The organism is Streptomyces sp. NPDC031426 (assembly GCF_055581585.1).
This window is the reverse complement of record NZ_JBVIJE010000005.1, coordinates 312,181-326,766: the sequence shown is the minus strand read 5'-3', so window position 1 is coordinate 326,766 and position 14,586 is coordinate 312,181. Positions and strand designations below refer to the sequence as shown.

General features: G+C 72.3%; 13 protein-coding genes. 3 read left to right on the top strand and 10 right to left on the bottom strand.

Features of this window, described 5'->3' with window-relative positions; genetic code table 11:
• Window positions 1-118: 118 nt before the first annotated feature.
• The 7 genes from cobT to ACZ5NH_RS12195 all read right to left on the bottom strand — a co-directional run bounded on the left by cobT (window position 119) and on the right by ACZ5NH_RS12195 (window position 10,295).
• Window positions 119-4,150, bottom strand: coding sequence for a nicotinate-nucleotide--dimethylbenzimidazole phosphoribosyltransferase (gene cobT, locus ACZ5NH_RS12225; RefSeq protein WP_468774653.1), 4,032 nt, complete (start codon window positions 4,148-4,150; stop codon window positions 119-121).
• Between the two features lie 393 nt (window positions 4,151-4,543).
• Window positions 4,544-5,773, bottom strand: a complete 1,230-nt coding sequence (cbiE, locus tag ACZ5NH_RS12220; protein WP_451551961.1) for a precorrin-6y C5,15-methyltransferase (decarboxylating) subunit CbiE — start codon at window positions 5,771-5,773, stop codon at window positions 4,544-4,546.
• 87 nt (window positions 5,774-5,860) lie between these two features.
• On the bottom strand, window positions 5,861-6,499 hold the full coding sequence (locus ACZ5NH_RS12215; RefSeq protein ID WP_468774650.1) for a GNAT family N-acetyltransferase: 639 nt from the start codon (window positions 6,497-6,499) through the stop codon (window positions 5,861-5,863).
• A 131-nt stretch (window positions 6,500-6,630) separates the two neighbouring features.
• Complete coding sequence (locus ACZ5NH_RS12210; protein WP_468774648.1) at window positions 6,631-7,461, bottom strand: MetQ/NlpA family ABC transporter substrate-binding protein; 831 nt, start codon at window positions 7,459-7,461, stop codon at window positions 6,631-6,633.
• A gap of 71 nt (window positions 7,462-7,532) precedes the next feature.
• Window positions 7,533-8,270 carry a methionine ABC transporter permease gene (locus tag ACZ5NH_RS12205; RefSeq protein ID WP_468774646.1) on the bottom strand — a complete coding sequence of 246 codons (738 nt, stop codon included), beginning with the start codon at window positions 8,268-8,270 and terminating at the stop codon, window positions 7,533-7,535.
• Window positions 8,267-9,301, bottom strand: a complete 1,035-nt coding sequence (locus tag ACZ5NH_RS12200; RefSeq protein ID WP_468774899.1) for a methionine ABC transporter ATP-binding protein — start codon at window positions 9,299-9,301, stop codon at window positions 8,267-8,269. The genes ACZ5NH_RS12205 and ACZ5NH_RS12200 overlap by 4 nt, the downstream gene beginning before the upstream one ends.
• Window positions 9,302-9,644: 343 nt before the next feature.
• Window positions 9,645-10,295, bottom strand: a complete 651-nt coding sequence (locus ACZ5NH_RS12195; RefSeq protein WP_468774644.1) for an HAD family hydrolase — start codon at window positions 10,293-10,295, stop codon at window positions 9,645-9,647.
• Between the two features lie 88 nt (window positions 10,296-10,383).
• Between ACZ5NH_RS12195 and ACZ5NH_RS12190 the strand changes: the two genes are divergently transcribed.
• A complete protein-coding gene (locus ACZ5NH_RS12190) occupies window positions 10,384-10,743 on the top strand; it encodes a hypothetical protein (RefSeq protein WP_351021782.1) in 360 nt (119 codons plus the stop codon).
• 7 nt (window positions 10,744-10,750) lie between these two features.
• Complete coding sequence (locus ACZ5NH_RS12185; RefSeq protein ID WP_388626610.1) at window positions 10,751-11,182, top strand: hypothetical protein; 432 nt, start codon at window positions 10,751-10,753, stop codon at window positions 11,180-11,182.
• On the opposite strand, the gene ACZ5NH_RS12180 is transcribed toward ACZ5NH_RS12185, so the two are convergent.
• The 3 genes from ACZ5NH_RS12180 to ACZ5NH_RS12170 all read right to left on the bottom strand — a co-directional run bounded on the left by ACZ5NH_RS12180 (window position 11,170) and on the right by ACZ5NH_RS12170 (window position 13,487).
• Complete coding sequence (locus ACZ5NH_RS12180) at window positions 11,170-11,667, bottom strand: GNAT family N-acetyltransferase (protein ID WP_468774897.1); 498 nt, start codon at window positions 11,665-11,667, stop codon at window positions 11,170-11,172. The two genes, ACZ5NH_RS12185 and ACZ5NH_RS12180, sit on opposite strands and share 13 nt — an antisense overlap.
• Before the next feature lie 45 nt (window positions 11,668-11,712).
• Window positions 11,713-12,219, bottom strand: coding sequence for a sigma-70 family RNA polymerase sigma factor (locus ACZ5NH_RS12175; protein ID WP_451551966.1), 507 nt, complete (start codon window positions 12,217-12,219; stop codon window positions 11,713-11,715).
• 92 nt (window positions 12,220-12,311) lie between these two features.
• Window positions 12,312-13,487, bottom strand: coding sequence for a glycerophosphodiester phosphodiesterase (locus ACZ5NH_RS12170; protein ID WP_468774641.1), 1,176 nt, complete (start codon window positions 13,485-13,487; stop codon window positions 12,312-12,314).
• Between the two features lie 364 nt (window positions 13,488-13,851).
• Between ACZ5NH_RS12170 and ACZ5NH_RS12165 the strand changes: the two genes are divergently transcribed.
• Complete coding sequence (locus ACZ5NH_RS12165; RefSeq protein ID WP_388626254.1) at window positions 13,852-14,523, top strand: lysophospholipid acyltransferase family protein; 672 nt, start codon at window positions 13,852-13,854, stop codon at window positions 14,521-14,523.
• Window positions 14,524-14,586 lie beyond the last annotated feature (63 nt).

Here is a 14,586-nt window from a genome sequence, read left to right as displayed (position 1 = left end):
ATGGGGCGTGGGGTCTTCGCGGGGCAGGTGTCCGGTGGCTGGGCAACGTGGTCGGCCACAACCGCGGCGCGCTGGTAAGGGGTCCGGCACCACAGCCCCGGACCCCTTGCGCAGGCCGCTACTTCTCGGTGACCCCCGCCGAATCGAACGTAGCCACCTCGTGCATCGCCCGTGCCGTGCTCTGCACCAGCGGCAGCGCGAGCAGCGCGCCCGTGCCCTCGCCCAGACGGAGGTCGAGGTCGACCAGGGGGCGCAGGCCGAGCTTGTTCAACGCCGCCACGTGGCCCGGCTCGGCGCTGCGGTGGCCCGCGATGCAGGCCGCGAGGACCTCGGGGGCGATGGCGCGGGCGACCAGGGCCGCGGCGCCGGCGCTGACGCCGTCCAGGATCACCGGCGTACGCAGCGAGGCGCCGCCGAGGAGCAGGCCGACCATGGCCGCGTGCTCGAAGCCGCCGATCGCGGCGAGGACGCCGATCGGGTCGGCCGGGTCCGGCTGGTGGAGGTCCAGGGCGCGGCGGACGACCTCGGTCTTGCGGGCCAGCGTCTCGTCGTTGATGCCCGTGCCGCGACCGGTCACCTCGGCCGGGTCGGCACCCGTGAAGACCGAGATGAGGGCGGCCGACGCCGTGGTGTTCGCGATGCCCATCTCGCCGGTGAGCAGCGCCTTGTTGCCGGCCGCCACCAGGTCGCGGGCCGTCTCGATGCCGACCTCGATGGCCGCCTTGGCCTCCTCGCGGGTCATCGCGGGGCCGGTGGTCATGTCGGACGTACCACCGCGGATCTTGCGGGGCAGCAGGCCGGGGGTTGCGGGCAGGTCGGCGGCGACACCGACGTCCACGACGCACACCTCGGCGCCCACCTGGTTGGCGAAGGCGTTGCAGACCGCTCCCCCGCCCAGGAAGTTGGCCACCATCTGGGCGGTGACCTCCTGCGGCCAGGGGGTGACGCCCTGGGCGTGCACGCCGTGGTCGCCCGCGAAGATGGCGACGGCGGCAGGCTCCGGGATCGGCGGCGGGCACTGCCGGGACAGCCCGGACAGCTGTGCGGAGATGATCTCCAGCATGCCGAGAGCACCGGCCGGCTTGGTCATGCGCTTCTGGCGCTCCCAGGCCTCGCCGAGGGCCTTGGCGTCGAGCGGGCGGATCTGTGCGACGGTCTCGGCAAGCAGGTCGTGGGGTTCCTCTCCGGGCAGGGCGCGGCGGCCGTAGGTCTCCTCGTGCACCACCCAGGACAGGGGGCGTCGCTTGGACCAGCCGGCCTGCATCAGCTCGGGCTCGTCCGGGAATTCGTCGACGTACCCGACGCACAGATAGGCGACGACCTCCAGGTGCTCGGGCAGGCCGAGCGCGCGGACCATCTCCCGCTCGTCGAAGAAGCTGACCCAGCCGACGCCGAGGCCTTCGGCGCGGGCGGCGAGCCAGAGGTTCTCCACCGCGAGCGCCGAGGAGTAGGGCGCCATCTGCGGCTGGGTGTGACGGCCGAGGGTGTGCCGGCCGCCGCGGGTGGGGTCGGCGGTGACGACGATGTTGACCGGGGTGTCGAGGATGGCCTCGATCTTCAGTTCCTTGAACTGCTTGGCCCGGCCCTTCGGCAGCGACTTGGCGTAGGCCTCGCGCTGTCGCATCGCCAGTTCGTGCATCGTCCGCCGGGTCTCGGCGGAGCGGATGACGACGAAGTCCCAGGGTTGCGAGTGGCCCACGGAGGGCGCCGTGTGGGCGGCCTCCAGGACACGCAGCAGCACCTCGTGCGGGATGGGGTCGCTGCGGAAGCCGTTGCGGATGTCCCTGCGCTCGCGCATGACCTTCAGGACGGCCTCGCGCTCGGCGTCGGCGTAGCCGGGCGCGGCGGGGACGGTGGGCTGGGGTGCCTCCGCCACGGCGGCCGTGCTCTCTTCTTCCCTGTCTTCCGGGTCTTCCCGGTCTTCCTGGTCGGCGGCCCTGGTCCGCAGGTCCTCCGCGTGCTGTACGACATCGGGGGCCGCGGTGGATGCGGGCTCGGCCTCGCGGGGCGCCGGCACCGCGGCCACCGGCTCCTGCGCGTCCTCCGCGGGGAGGACCAGGGGCTGCGGCGGGGTCGGCGCCAGGTGCGGGGTCGTCGGCACCTGGCCCTCGACCTGCACGAACTGTCCGAGCGGCTGCTCCGGGTGCGCCTGAAGCGGAACGTTGGAGGGCAGCGGCTCGGCCTGCTCGGCGCTCTCGGGGTGCGCGGCGGCCGGTACGGGGGTGCCGTCGGCGACCGGATCGGCGGCGGCCTGGGCGGGCTGGGTCTGCGGGTCGGCGGGCGCGTCCACCCCGTTCGCGGGGGCTGTCTCGGCGACGGCGGCCTGGCCGACCTGGTGGACCGCGTCCTGGGCGACCGGCTCGGCCTGGGCCTCATCCGGCGGCTGCGGCACGGCGGCGGGCTGCGCCATGCCGGGGACGGCCTCGGTGGCGGCCGCGACGGGTCCGGCCAACTGGGGACCCTGGGCCGGGAAGGGGTGCGGCCCGGGCGTGTCGGCGCCGTCAGCGGCGGCCGTTGCCTGCGTCGGCTCCGGAGCGTGGGCCTGAGCGCCGGGCTCGACCACGGCCACCGGCTCGGGCGCCGGTACGGCTTCGGCGGCGGGCGCGTCCTGGGCGGCGCCGGGCGCGAACTCGGCGGCGGCAGGCCGGCCCTCCGCCGCGCCGGGCTGCGGCTCCGCGGCGACGGGGCTGTTCGGGTCCGGCTGGGCCGGGGCGGCGGCCCCGTCCTGGGCGGGGACGCCCTCCTCGGCGAACTGGGCCGCGCCCGGCGCCTGCTGCGCGGAAACGGAGTCCGCGATCTCGGCGGCGCCCTGCGCGGCGACCGTCTCCGGAGCGTTCGTGACGGCCTGCCCGGAGTCGGCGACGGGCGCGCCCTCGCTCTGCTCCGAGGACTGCACCGGCGCGGACGGCTCGGCGCCGGTGGCTGCTGCCCCAGCGTCCTCCGGCACCTGACCGGGCACAGGCTCGTCCGGCACCGCCTGAACCTGGGCCGCATGAGCGGCATCCGGATCGGCGGGGTGCCCCGGCGCCGTCTCCGGCGCGAGGGCGGCCACAGCCGGATCGGCGGCCGCGTCGGCCCCCACGGCGGCGGCCTGCTCGGCCTCGGGCGCCACCACGGCAGCCTCGACTGCCAGGCCGGCCTGTGCCTCGGCCACGGGCGCACCGGCGCCGGCGTCGAGGCCACCCTCCACGGCGGCCGTGGTGTCCACGGGCTGCGCACCGGTCCCGCCCTGACCGGCCTCGCCGGAGAGCTGCCGGCCGTTCTCGGTGCCCTCGCCGGGGACAGGCGTCTCCACTCCCTCGGAGCCTTCGGGCCCGTGCCCCGGGACCAGCGGCTGAACGCCCGCGGGTACCGCGCCCGCGGAAGCCGCGTACACGCCGTCGTGGCCATGCACCGGCTGCATGCCGTCGTGGCCGTGGACCACCTCTGCGGGGCCCGGCGCGTGTGCGGCCGCCTGGTTGGCGAGCCGGGCGACGGCGGCCTGGGCGGCGCCGGAGGGGTCGGCCTGGGCGGCGGTGTCCGCCGAGGCGGCGGCCGGGTCAACCGTTTCGGCAGCCGGTGTCTGCACACCCACCTGGGCCACCGCGACCGCCTCGGGGACTGCGGGCGCCGCGCCCCAGGGGGCCGCGCTCTGCGGCGCCATGTCGCGCAGCGGCTGGGCGTCGAGGTACTCGGGGCCGGTCGCCGCCGGACCGGGCTGCCGCAGCGGCGCTCCGGCCGGGCCGCGGTCGGCGAGGGAGCGGACCGGGCTGGCGGAGGTGTCGGGGATCGGCGGGCCGAGGTGCAGCGGACGGCGCGGCGGCTGCGGGGCGGCCGGCTGCTCCTGCGGGGCCGCGAGGATCGGTGACGGCGGCACGGACACCGGGGCCGGGTTGGGCAGTCGGACGCCACTGAGGTCGACGGAGCCGCTGTCGCGGCCGGCCGTCTCGTGCGGGCCCGGCTCGTGGACGGCCTCGACGACCGGTTCCGGAGCGGGTGGCGGCACCTCGTTGCCCCATGCGCCCTGGGCGCCCGGCAGCAGCAGCTCGTCGTCCTCGGCGGGTGCCTCGGCGAGGTAGGTGTACGCACCGTGCGCGGGGACGCCCGGCTGCTCCACCATGCCTGCGCTCTCCGGCTGCCCCTCGGCCGGGACCTGGCCGGTGTCGGTCATGCGTACCCCTCGCCCATCGGTTTAGTGCTCCTACGACCAGCTCACCCGGAACGGCGCACCGACCGCCCGTAGTGAAGAACGAGCGTCCGTGCCCAGCGGCACGAACGACCCTCCGGAAAAGGCGACAAAGCCATTCAGTGGCATTGTCCCGGCCGTTCCGCCGTCGCGACAGCATGATCCGCGACAGCCCGCTGTGGACTGCGCCACGTTGCGCGTCCTCCGGTTCCGCAGTACCACACCCACCCCAAAACGGGCGCGCTTTCCGGACATTGACGAACGAACTTCCGGGCCGCCCGGTGTGGCACAACGATCGGCCAGCCTACCGCGCGCAGTACGACAACAGGATCACGGGTTGCGATCCGGAGCGCCCACCCGTCGCCCGACCACCACCCCTCAACGGGGCGCTTCGCGCCGCAGCAATTCTCCGGTGAGCAGGAACGCGACGCTCCGCTCGGTCTCGGACCAGGTGCGGGTGTCGAGTTCGACCGACTGCAGCAGCGCGCACTCGACCCGGTATCCGTGCTCGGTCAGGTCGCGGCCGACGAGTTCGGCCGCGTCGCGGGTCGCGGCGTGCGTGACGATGCGCTGCGGGCGCCGGTCGGCGACCGCGGTGACGACGGCCGCTCCCCCGCCGCCGACCCGGACGACGTCCGGTTCGGGCAGGTTCTCCAGGACGTGCGGGGCGGTGCCCTGGACCACTTGGAGCTGGACGCCGTACCGGCGCCCGGCCGCCTCGGTCCGGGCGCAGGCCCCCGGGTCCCGGTCGACGGCGATGACGGCCGCTCCGGCGCGCGCGGCCTCGGCGGCGAACGCGCCGGAGCCGCAGCCGATGTCCCAGACCAGGTCGCCGACCCGGGGCCCGAGGCGGGCGAGTTGGGCGGCGCGCAGCAGCTCCGTCTCGCCCTCGCCGAGTCCGCCACCGGGTCCGTCGCCGTACGAGGCGTCGGGCTGCACCCAGCCGCGCGGGCCGGCGCCCGGGTCGCGTCCGGCGATCCAGCCGCCGCTGCCACCGGCCGTCACGGGGCCGCCGATGACGATGACGACGTTGGGGTCGCGCCAGGTGTGGTCGGCGGCCTTGTCGGAGGTGACGACGGTGACCTGCTCGCGTTCGGTGCCCAGTTCCTCGCAGATGACGAAGGTCCGGTGGACGCCCTCCAGCAGGAGTCCGAGTTCGGCGGGTCCGGCGCCGGGTGCGGTGAGGACGGCGACCTTGGTGTGGGCGCGGCAGACGTTCACGGCCCGGCGCAGGGTGCGCGGGTGGGCGACGACGACCTGGGCGTCGTCCCAGGGCATGCCGGCGCGGGCGAAGGCGGCGGCCACCGAGGAGACGGCCGGGACGACCTCGACCTCCAGGCCGAACTCCGGGGCGCGCAGGGTGCGGACGACGCCGAAGAAGCCCGGGTCGCCGTCGGCGAACACGACGGCGCTGCCGCGGTGGGCCGCGATCCGGCGGGCGGCGAGCGCGACGCTGCCCAGGCGGACGCGTTCGGCAGTGGGCGGGACCTCGGGCAGTGCCAGGTGGTGGGCCGCGCCCGCCACGAGCGTGGCGGCGCCGAGGGCGGCGCGTGCCGTGCCGGTCAGCGGCGAGCCGTCCCAGCCGATCACCGTGACCCGGTCGGCCATCGTCGTTTCTCTCCAGGTCTGCGCAGGTCGTCAGGGGTGCGGGCCCGTAGCCGGGCTCCCTGAGCGTACCTGGTGAGGCTCAGGGGCTCAGTTCCAGTCGGAGTACGACGCGAAACCGTCCGTGTCGGCCAGCTGCTCGCCGGCCCCGGCCAGGTCCTCCGGCAGCAGGCTCCAGACGATGACGTCGGTGCGGACATCCGTCCATGTGCCGTCCGCTGCTCTGCTGCGTGCTATCCAGGCGCCCCGCAGGACGCCCTCGCTGATGCAGCCGATCTTCTGGGCGACCTGCTGGGAGGCGGTGTTGTCGGCGGCGGTGCGCAGCTCCAGGCGTTCGAACTTCTGGTCGTGGAACAGCCACTGCGCGGTGGCCAGGGCGGCCTCGGAGGCGTAGCCCTCGCCGCGGGCCCATGGCGCGATGACGTAGGCGATCTCCGCCGAGCGCACCCGCCAGTCGGTGTTGCTCAGACGGACGGTGCCGACCAGGCGCTGGGTGAGGAACTCGTCGACGGCGAACACGATGCCGCGGCCGTCGGCGCGTTCGGCGGGCGCCTGGGCGGTGATCCAGTCCTGGGCGTCCGCCTCGGTGTAGGGCTGGGGAACCGAGGTCCAGGTGGTGACCAGTTCGTCGTTCATCATCTCGGCGAAGGCCTCGATGTCCGACTCCTCGAAGGGGCGCAGGACCAACCGCTCCGTGCTGATGGAGACGTTGGGAAAGGTGCCAGTCATGCGCCGCTCCGTAACTTCTGAAAAACCTTCAGGGCCTGCTGAACTGCCCAGCATGCAGCATGAAACCACTGAACCGCACGACGGGGTCCACCCCGGGTGAGGGAGCGGACCCCGTAGCTGTGCGGGTCGGCTCAGAAGGACGGGATGACCGAGCCCTGGTACTTGTCCTCGATGAACTTCTTGACCTCGGGCGAGACGAGGAGCTTGGCGAGCTTCTTGACCCGCGGGTCCTTCTCGTTGCCCTTCTTCACGGCGAGGAAGTTGCCGTAGGGGTTGTTCTTCGCGGACTCCAGGACGATGGCGTCCTTGGCGGGCTTCAGACCGGCGGAGATGGCGTAGTTGCCGTTCACCACGGCCGCGTCGACGTCGTCCAGGGAGCGCGGGGTCTGGGCCGCCTCGACCTCCTTGAACTGGAGGTGTTTGGGGTTCTTGGTGATGTCCTGCGGGGTGGCCTCGTTGCCGGCGCCGGACTTGAGGGTGATGAGCCCGTTGTCGGCGAGCAGCTTCAGGGCGCGGGCCTCGTTGACGGCGTCGTTCGGGACGGCGATGGTCGCACCGCTCTTCAGCGCGTCGGCCTTCTTGACCTTGTGGGAGTACAGGCCGAGCGGCTCCAGGTGAACCGTGACGACGGGCACGATGTGGGTGCCGCGCTTGCTGTTGAAGTCGTCCAGGTACGGCTGGTTCTGGAAGTAGTTGGCGTCCACCGAGCCGTCCTCGGTCGCCGTGTTCGGCGTGATGTAGTCCGTGAACTCCTTGACCTCGAGGTCGAGGCCCGCCTTCTTCGCCAGGTTCTTCTTGACGAAGTTCAGGATCTCGGCGTGCGGGGTCGGGCTCGCGGCGACGACCAGCGGCCCGCTGTAGTCGGAGGAGGCGGAGTCCTTGCCGGAGCCGCAGGCGGTCAGCCCGAAGGTGAGGGCTCCGGCGGCGAGGACGGCGGTGGTGAGCTTGGCGGTGTTACGCACGAAAAGTGCCTTTCCTTAAGGGTGGTGCGACCCCGTGTATGGGTGAACGGGGAGTCTCAAAGGCGCCGCGCTTACGCGGCCTTGCTGACGTCGGCCGCGGCGGGCTCCGTAGCCTTCAGCAGGCGGAGCTTGGGTGCCGGCCCGGAGCGGCCGCCGCGGCTGTGCAGGGAGCGGGCCGCGAGGTCGCCGGCGAACTGGATCAGGGAGATCACGACGGCGAGGATGGCGACGGTGATCCACATCAGCTCGGTCTCGAAGCGCTGGTAGCCGTAGCGGACGGCGAGGTCGCCGAGGCCACCGCCGCCGACCGTGCCGGCCATGGCGGAGTAGCCGATGAGCGCGATGACCGTGGTGGTGGTGCTGGCGATCAGCGAGGGCAGGGCCTCGGGGACGAGGACCTTGCGGACGATCGTCCAGGTGTTGCCGCCCATGGACTGCACGGCCTCGACGAGACCGTTGTCCACTTCGCGGACAGCCGTCTCGACCAGCCGGGCGAAGAAGGGGATGCCGCCGATGGCGAGCGGCACGATCGCGGCGGTCGTACCGATCGTCGTCCCGGTGACCCAGCGGGTGAAGCTCATCAGGGCGACCATCAGGATGATGAACGGCATCGACCGGCCGATGTTCACGATCTGGCCGATCACCTTGTTGGCGAGGACGTTCTGCAGCAGGCCGCCCCGGTCCGTGAGGACGAGGAGGATGCCGAGCGGGAGGCCGGCGGCGACGGCGATCAGGGTCGACCAGAGCACCATCCGGAACGTCTCGCTACACGCCTGCGACAGCAGCGGCTGCATCTCGGACCAGGTCACTTGGCACCTTCCTTCACCAGCAGGGCCTCCTGGCCCACCACGTCGATCTGCAGGCCCTGTTCGCGCAGGAACCCGATCGGCACCACGTTGTCCTCGTAGCGGCCGGGCAGCTCGATGCGCATGCGGCCGATCTGGAGGCCGCCGACGGTGTCGATGGCGGCGCCGAGGATCGAGATGTCGATGTTGTAGGTGCGGGAGAGCTGGGAGATGACCGGCTGGGTGGCGGCCTCGCCGTGGAAGGTGACGTCGATGACGGTCCGGTCGGCACCGGTGCGCTCGCCGCTCACCGGGAACAGCGCCGCGGCCAGCTCGGAGCCGGGGGTGGCCAGCAGCTCGCTGACCGTGCCGGACTCCACGATGCGGCCCTTCTCCATGAGGGCGGCGGAGTCGCAGACCGCCTTCACGACGTCCATCTCGTGGGTGATGAGCAGGACGGTCAGACCCAGCTGCCGGTTCAGATCGCGCAGCAGCTGGAGGATGGACCGGGTGGTCTCGGGGTCGAGCGCGCTGGTGGCCTCGTCGGAGAGCAGCACCTTGGGGTCGCCGGCGAGGGCGCGGGCGATGCCGACGCGCTGCTTCTGGCCGCCGGACAGCTGGGCCGGGTAGGCCCTGGCCTTGTCGGCGAGACCGACCAGGTCGAGCAGCTCCAGCGCCTTGCGGGAGCGTTCCTTGCCGGACGCGCCGAGGATCTCCAGCGGCAGCTCGACGTTGTCCTGCACGGTCCGCGAGGAGAGCAGGTTGAAGTGCTGGAAGACCATGCCGATGCGGCTGCGCGCCCGGCGCAGCTCCTTGCCGGCGCGCGGGCCGCGGCCGGCCAGGGCGGTGAGGTCCTGTCCGGCGACGGTCACGGTGCCGGAGGTGGGGCGTTCCAGCAGGTTGACGCAGCGGATGAGGGAGGACTTGCCGGCGCCGGACTGGCCGATGACGCCGTAGACCTCGCCTTCGCGGACGTGGAGATCGACGCCGTCGAGGGCGGTGACGTCACGGCCGCGGGAGCGGTAGACCTTGGTCAGGCCCGAGGTGGTGATCACAGGATTTCCGTCACTGTCGAGTGCGCGGGCGTGGGTGTGCCCGGGCACGGGTGCATGCGGTTCAGGCATGGGGAGTGGATGTGCGTCTCGTACGGACTGCGCGCACGGACATGCCACGGCTCTCGCTTCGGGGCGCGAGGCTCAGCTGATGCGGGGGCCCTCTAGAAGGCGCACATTCGACACATCAGGCGACACATACAACGAGCACCGGGCGTCATGGTCGCCTCGGTCGCAAGGGTGCGGCAGCTCGTCGTGGTCATGCGATCAGTAAAGCAGACGTATGGTCCTGACCGGTCGCCGCTGTCCGGATAGTGGACAGCGGCGGACAGCCCGGAACGGGCCCTCAGCGGCGGACGGAGATCTCCACACCTCCGTCGGTGACCAGTGCCGACAAGGCCGACAGGTCCGCCACTACGAGGTCGGCGTCGAGGTCCTCCGCGCGGTGGGTTGTGGCCAACGCCACGGTGGTCATTCCGGCGGCGCGGCCCGCCCGGAGCCCGGCCGGGGCGTCCTCGAAGACGACGCAGTGCGCGGGGTCGACGCCGAGCCGCCGGGCGGCGAGCAGGTAGGGCTCGGGGTCGGGCTTGCCGCGGGTGATGTCGTCGGCGGCCATCAGCGTCTTGGGCAGGATGCCGACGGCGTCCAGCCGGGCCTCGGCGAGCCGCCGGGTGGCGGAGGTGACGACGGCCCAGCGGTCGGCGGGCAGGGAGTCGAGGAGGTCCCGCGTGCCCGGCAGCAGCCGCACACCGCCATCGGGTACGTCGTCCACCTCCAGCTGCTCGACCCGTGCGACGGCCTCCGGCACCAGGCGGGCGGGCAGCAGGTCGGCGACTATCTCGGCGGCGGGCCGCCCGTGCAGGGCCACGCGCCCGAACTCCTCGGGGGTGACCCCGTACTCCCCGGCCCACCGGGTCCAGCAGCGCTCGACGGAGTCGAGGGAGGAGACAAGGGTGCCGTCGTTGTCGAAGAGGAGGGCGTGCGCGTGGATCGTCATGCCGTGACCCTACGGTGTGGTCTAGACCCTGTGGCCTACGGGCGGGGTCGGGGGCCGGCGCCCGTTTCGGCCGTAATAGGGTCACCGCATGCTCAATGCCCTGACGCTGGTGACCGGGGTCGCCGCGCTGTTGCTCGCCGCCTGGTGCGGCTGGGCCGCCTACCGGGACCAGCCGACCAAGGACTGGCACTTCATCGGCATGGCCGTGGTGTCGCTGCTGGCCGTGGTCCAGCTGGTGGTCGGGATCGTGCAGCTGGCGCGGGGCGAGAAGCCGGAACAGGGTACGACGATCTTCGTGGCGTATCTGCTGGGCGCGTTCGCGTGCGTTCCGGCGGCGGGGTTCATGTCGCTGGCCGAGCGGACCAAGTGGGGCTCGGTGACGGTGGCCGCGGGCGGTGTGGTGCTGGCTGTGCTGGAGGTGCGGCTCTATGACATCTGGGGAGGCTGAGACCGAGATGACGGCGGTGGAGGAGAAGCCGGCCCGGTTGATCGGCGGGCCGGGCATGCTGCTCGTCTGGTTCTACGGCGTGATGGTGGTCGGGGCGGTGTCGCGGTCGGCGTACCAGATCTCCACGGAGTTCGACCGGGCGCCGCTCGCCTACGCGCTGTCGGCGGTGGCGGGCGTGGTGTACGGGTTCATCACGTACACGCTGATCCGGGGCGGGGAGACCGCTCGGCGGGCGGCGTTGGTGTGCTGCGCCGCCGAGCTCGCGGGCGTACTGATCGTCGGTACGTGGACACTGGTCGACCGCTCGGCCTTCCCGGACGCGACCGTGTGGTCGTACTACGGGGCGGGGTACATCTTCATCCCGGTGCTGCTGCCGGTCTCCGCGATGTACTGGCTGCGCAAGGCGCGGGAGCAGGGGCGCTCGGCTCACGCCGTCTGAACGAAAGCCCCCGCCGGTTTCTCCAGGACGATCATCTCCACCCCGTCCGCGCCCTTGGACCGGCCCACCGTCTCGTAGCCCACGCGGCGGTACAGGCGGAGGTTGCCCTCGCTGCGGTGGCCGGTGAAGAGGCGGAAGCGGATGGCGCCGCGCTCCTCCACGAGCGCCGCCTCGGCCGCGCGCAGCAGTCGCGCGCCGATGCCGTGGCCCTGCAGACGGGGGTGGACGCAGAGCTTGCCGATGTCGGCCGCGCCGTCCTCGCCGACCTTGCCGCGCACCGAGCCGACCACCTCCTCGCCGAGCCGGGCGACGAAGACGCAGTCGGAGGCGACCTCCTGGCGGACGGAGTCCAGGGTTTGGACGAGCGGGTCGATGCGGTAGTTGCCGTACAGCGCCGCCTCGCTCTGGAAGCACAGGTACTGGAGCCTGAAGATCTGCTCCGCGTCCTGCTCGGTCGCCACCGAGATGGTCACGCTCATGCCCATGTGCGCACGCCTCCCGCTCACCTGATCACCTGTCGTCCCTCACTCCTATCCCCGCACTTCGCGGGCTGCAACCTCCGGCGTGAGCAATCGGCGCAGACATCCCAGACATCTGGAGCGTTCCGGGCCGAGACTGCCCTGTGAGATACCCAACTCCCCCGCGATCTCCCGGTATGTCAGGTCCTTCGGAGACAGCAGTGCCTCGATGAGCCGGGGGCAGCGGCCGGGCAGCCGGCGCACCGCGTCGCGCAGCGCGCGGTACCGGGCGGCCGTGAGGGCGTGCTGCTCGGGGTCGGTGCGGGCGTCGTCGGGCGGTTCGGCGCCGTACGGGCGTTCCCGGCGGGTGGTGCGGCGGCTGCGGCGGGCCTCGGCGCGTACGGCCTTGCGCAGCCAGCCGTGCGGGTCCGGCGGCGGCCCCTCGGTCTCCAGCCGCTCCAGCAGGCGGAGCCAGACGGCCTGCTCCAGGTCGCCCGGCTCGCTCCCGGCGGCATATGCCTCGGCCGAGGCCTCGGCGGTGAGCAGCGGGCCCAGGGCGGCTACCAGGTCGTGGGTCATATGCGGAACGACGCGCCGCCCCGGGAGCAGGTTTCCGGGGCGGCGCACAGTCACCCCGAACGGAGTGACGGCAGGGCCGTGGGTTGACGCGGTCAGCCGGCCAGGAAGTCGGCGCGGGCGAGCACGCCGGTGTCGGCGTTGTCCGTGAAGACTCCGTCGATGCCGGTCGCGAAGTACGTCTTGAAGGCGCCGAAGGAGTCGCCGTAGCCGTCGGCCGCGCTGCCCTTGCGGTACTCGGCCGGGAGGAAGGGGTTCTCGTTGCGCATGGTGTAGGGGTGCAGGACCAGGCCCACCTTGTGCGCGTCGGAGACCAGGGTGGTCGGCTTGGTGAGGTTGCCGTTCGCGTCCTTCGGGATGATCAGGTCCAGGGTCGGGCCGATGCCCTGGGCATAGCCGGCGATCTCCCTGAGGCCCTTGGGCGTGATCAGGTCGGCGACCGTACGCGGGTCACCCGCCTCGACGAAGTCGTAGGGGCGGCTGGCCGCCGAGGAGAGCAGCACGACGAGCGGGTTGTCGACCAGCTGGTTCAGCTTCTGGATGCTGCTGGGCTCGAAGGACTGCAGGATGACCGGCGAGTTCCGGCCGTCCTTACCGTACTTGCGCAGCAGCTTCGCGACCCGCTCCTCGAGGCCCAGGCCGAGCTTGCGGAAGTAGGTGGGGTGCTTGGTCTCGGGGTAGATCCAGACCTGCTTGCCGCGCTTACGGGTCTGCTCGTCCTGCCACTTCAGGACCTCTTCGAACGTGGGGATCTCCCAGCGCCCGTTGTAGAGGGTGTTGTGCGGCCGGTTGGCCGGTATGCGCTCGACCGCGCGCAGGGTCTTCAGCTCGGCGAGCGTGAAGTCCTCGGTGAACCAGCCGGTGGTGGCGACCCCGTCCAGCGTCTTGGTGGTCTCGCGGTCGGCGAACTCCGGGTGGGAGGCGACGTCGGTGGTGCCGCCGATCTCCGGCTCGTGCCGGCAGACCAGATGGCCGTCCTTGGTGGGCACCAGGTCACCGGCCTCGACGACGTCGGCGCCCAGGTCCAGGGCCAGGTTGTACGAGCCGAAGGTGTGCTCGGGGCGGTAGCCGCTGGCACCGCGGTGGCCGATGATCGCCGGCACCGGCAGGCTCTTCAGGCCCCGGCCGCCCGCTCCGGACGGCCGGGTCCCGGCGGCCTCGGCCGCGCCCGGCAGCCCGAGGACCGCCCCGCTCGCGCCGAACACCGCCGCGCCGAGGATCGCCCGCCGTCCGGTGCCCTGAGTCTTCTCGTTCGCCTGGTCGCTGCCCATCAGCGCCCTCCTGCCATCCGTCTTGAGTGCGGGCCGATCGTAGGGGCGGACACATGACCGCAGGGAGGCCCTCGACGAAACACGCGGGTGACTCCGTATGTCCTGTGGGAGGCGGGTGGTGACGGGTCGTCGCATCGGTGGCCGGGGCCGGGCGGCCGACCGGGTGACGGCTCCGCGCGATCTCCGTCACACCGTGGCGGAGGTGTTACGGGGCGTCCCTGCGGCGTCACCGCAGGTAAACCCACGTCAACACTTCGTAAGACCTCGGTGAACCGCCCGTACCCGATGTGCGCCGGGCCCGGGGCCGCGAGTAATGTCCTCACCTGCACAGACTCATATCGACCCCTCGACATCGGAGGCCCCGTTGTCCCGCTTCGCGCTCATCAAGGCAGTGCTCGGACCGATCATGCGCCTGATGTTCCGCCCACAGGTGGAGGGCGTGGAGCACATCCCCGGCGACGGGCCGGTCATTCTGGCCGGCAATCACCTCACGTTCATCGACTCGATCGTCCTGCCGCTCGTCACCAAGCGGCAGGTGTTCTTCATCGGCAAGGACGAGTACGTCACCGGCAAGGGCGTCAAGGGCCGGCTGATGGCCTGGTTCTTCACCGGCGTCGGCATGATCCCGGTGGACCGCGACGGCGCGAGCGGCGGCGTGGCCGCGCTGATGACCGGGCGGCGGATCCTGGAGGAGGGCAAGGTCTTCGGGATCTACCCCGAGGGCACCCGGTCGCCCGACGGCCGGCTGTACCGGGGGCGCACCGGTATCGCGCGGCTGACGCTGATGACCGGTGCGCCTGTTGTTCCGTTCGCCATGATCGGCACGGACAAGTTGCAGCCGGGGGGAGCCGGAATTCCGCGGCCGGGCAAGGTGACGGTTCGTTTCGGTGAGGCGATGGAGTTCTCCCGGTACGACGGGATGGACCGGGACCGGTATGTGCTGCGGGCCGTGACCGACTCCGTGATGGCTGAGGTCATGCGGCTGTCGGGGCAGGAATACGTGGACATGTATGCCACGAAGGCGAAGGCCGCCTAGTCGCCGTACCGGGCACGGGATCTCTTGTGGGTGCCGCTCCGTTGTGGTTGCTCGCGCCCACGC

Excerpts from the sequence above, each read along its gene's own strand:
- ACZ5NH_RS12175 (WP_451551966.1), bottom strand. The coding sequence starts at position 12,219 with ATGACCCACGACCTGGTAGCCGCCCTGGGCCCGCTGCTCACCGCCGAG.
- ACZ5NH_RS12215 (WP_468774650.1), bottom strand. The coding sequence starts at position 6,499 with ATGACTGGCACCTTTCCCAACGTCTCCATCAGCACGGAGCGGTTGGTC.
- cbiE (WP_451551961.1), bottom strand. The coding sequence starts at position 5,773 with ATGGCCGACCGGGTCACGGTGATCGGCTGGGACGGCTCGCCGCTGACC.
- ACZ5NH_RS12190 (WP_351021782.1), top strand. The coding sequence starts at position 10,384 with ATGCTCAATGCCCTGACGCTGGTGACCGGGGTCGCCGCGCTGTTGCTC.
- ACZ5NH_RS12180 (WP_468774897.1), bottom strand. The coding sequence starts at position 11,667 with ATGGGCATGAGCGTGACCATCTCGGTGGCGACCGAGCAGGACGCGGAG.
- ACZ5NH_RS12170 (WP_468774641.1), bottom strand. The coding sequence starts at position 13,487 with ATGGGCAGCGACCAGGCGAACGAGAAGACTCAGGGCACCGGACGGCGG.
- ACZ5NH_RS12195 (WP_468774644.1), bottom strand. The coding sequence starts at position 10,295 with ATGACGATCCACGCGCACGCCCTCCTCTTCGACAACGACGGCACCCTT.
- cobT (WP_468774653.1), bottom strand. The coding sequence starts at position 4,150 with ATGACCGACACCGGCCAGGTCCCGGCCGAGGGGCAGCCGGAGAGCGCA.
- ACZ5NH_RS12185 (WP_388626610.1), top strand. The coding sequence starts at position 10,751 with ATGACGGCGGTGGAGGAGAAGCCGGCCCGGTTGATCGGCGGGCCGGGC.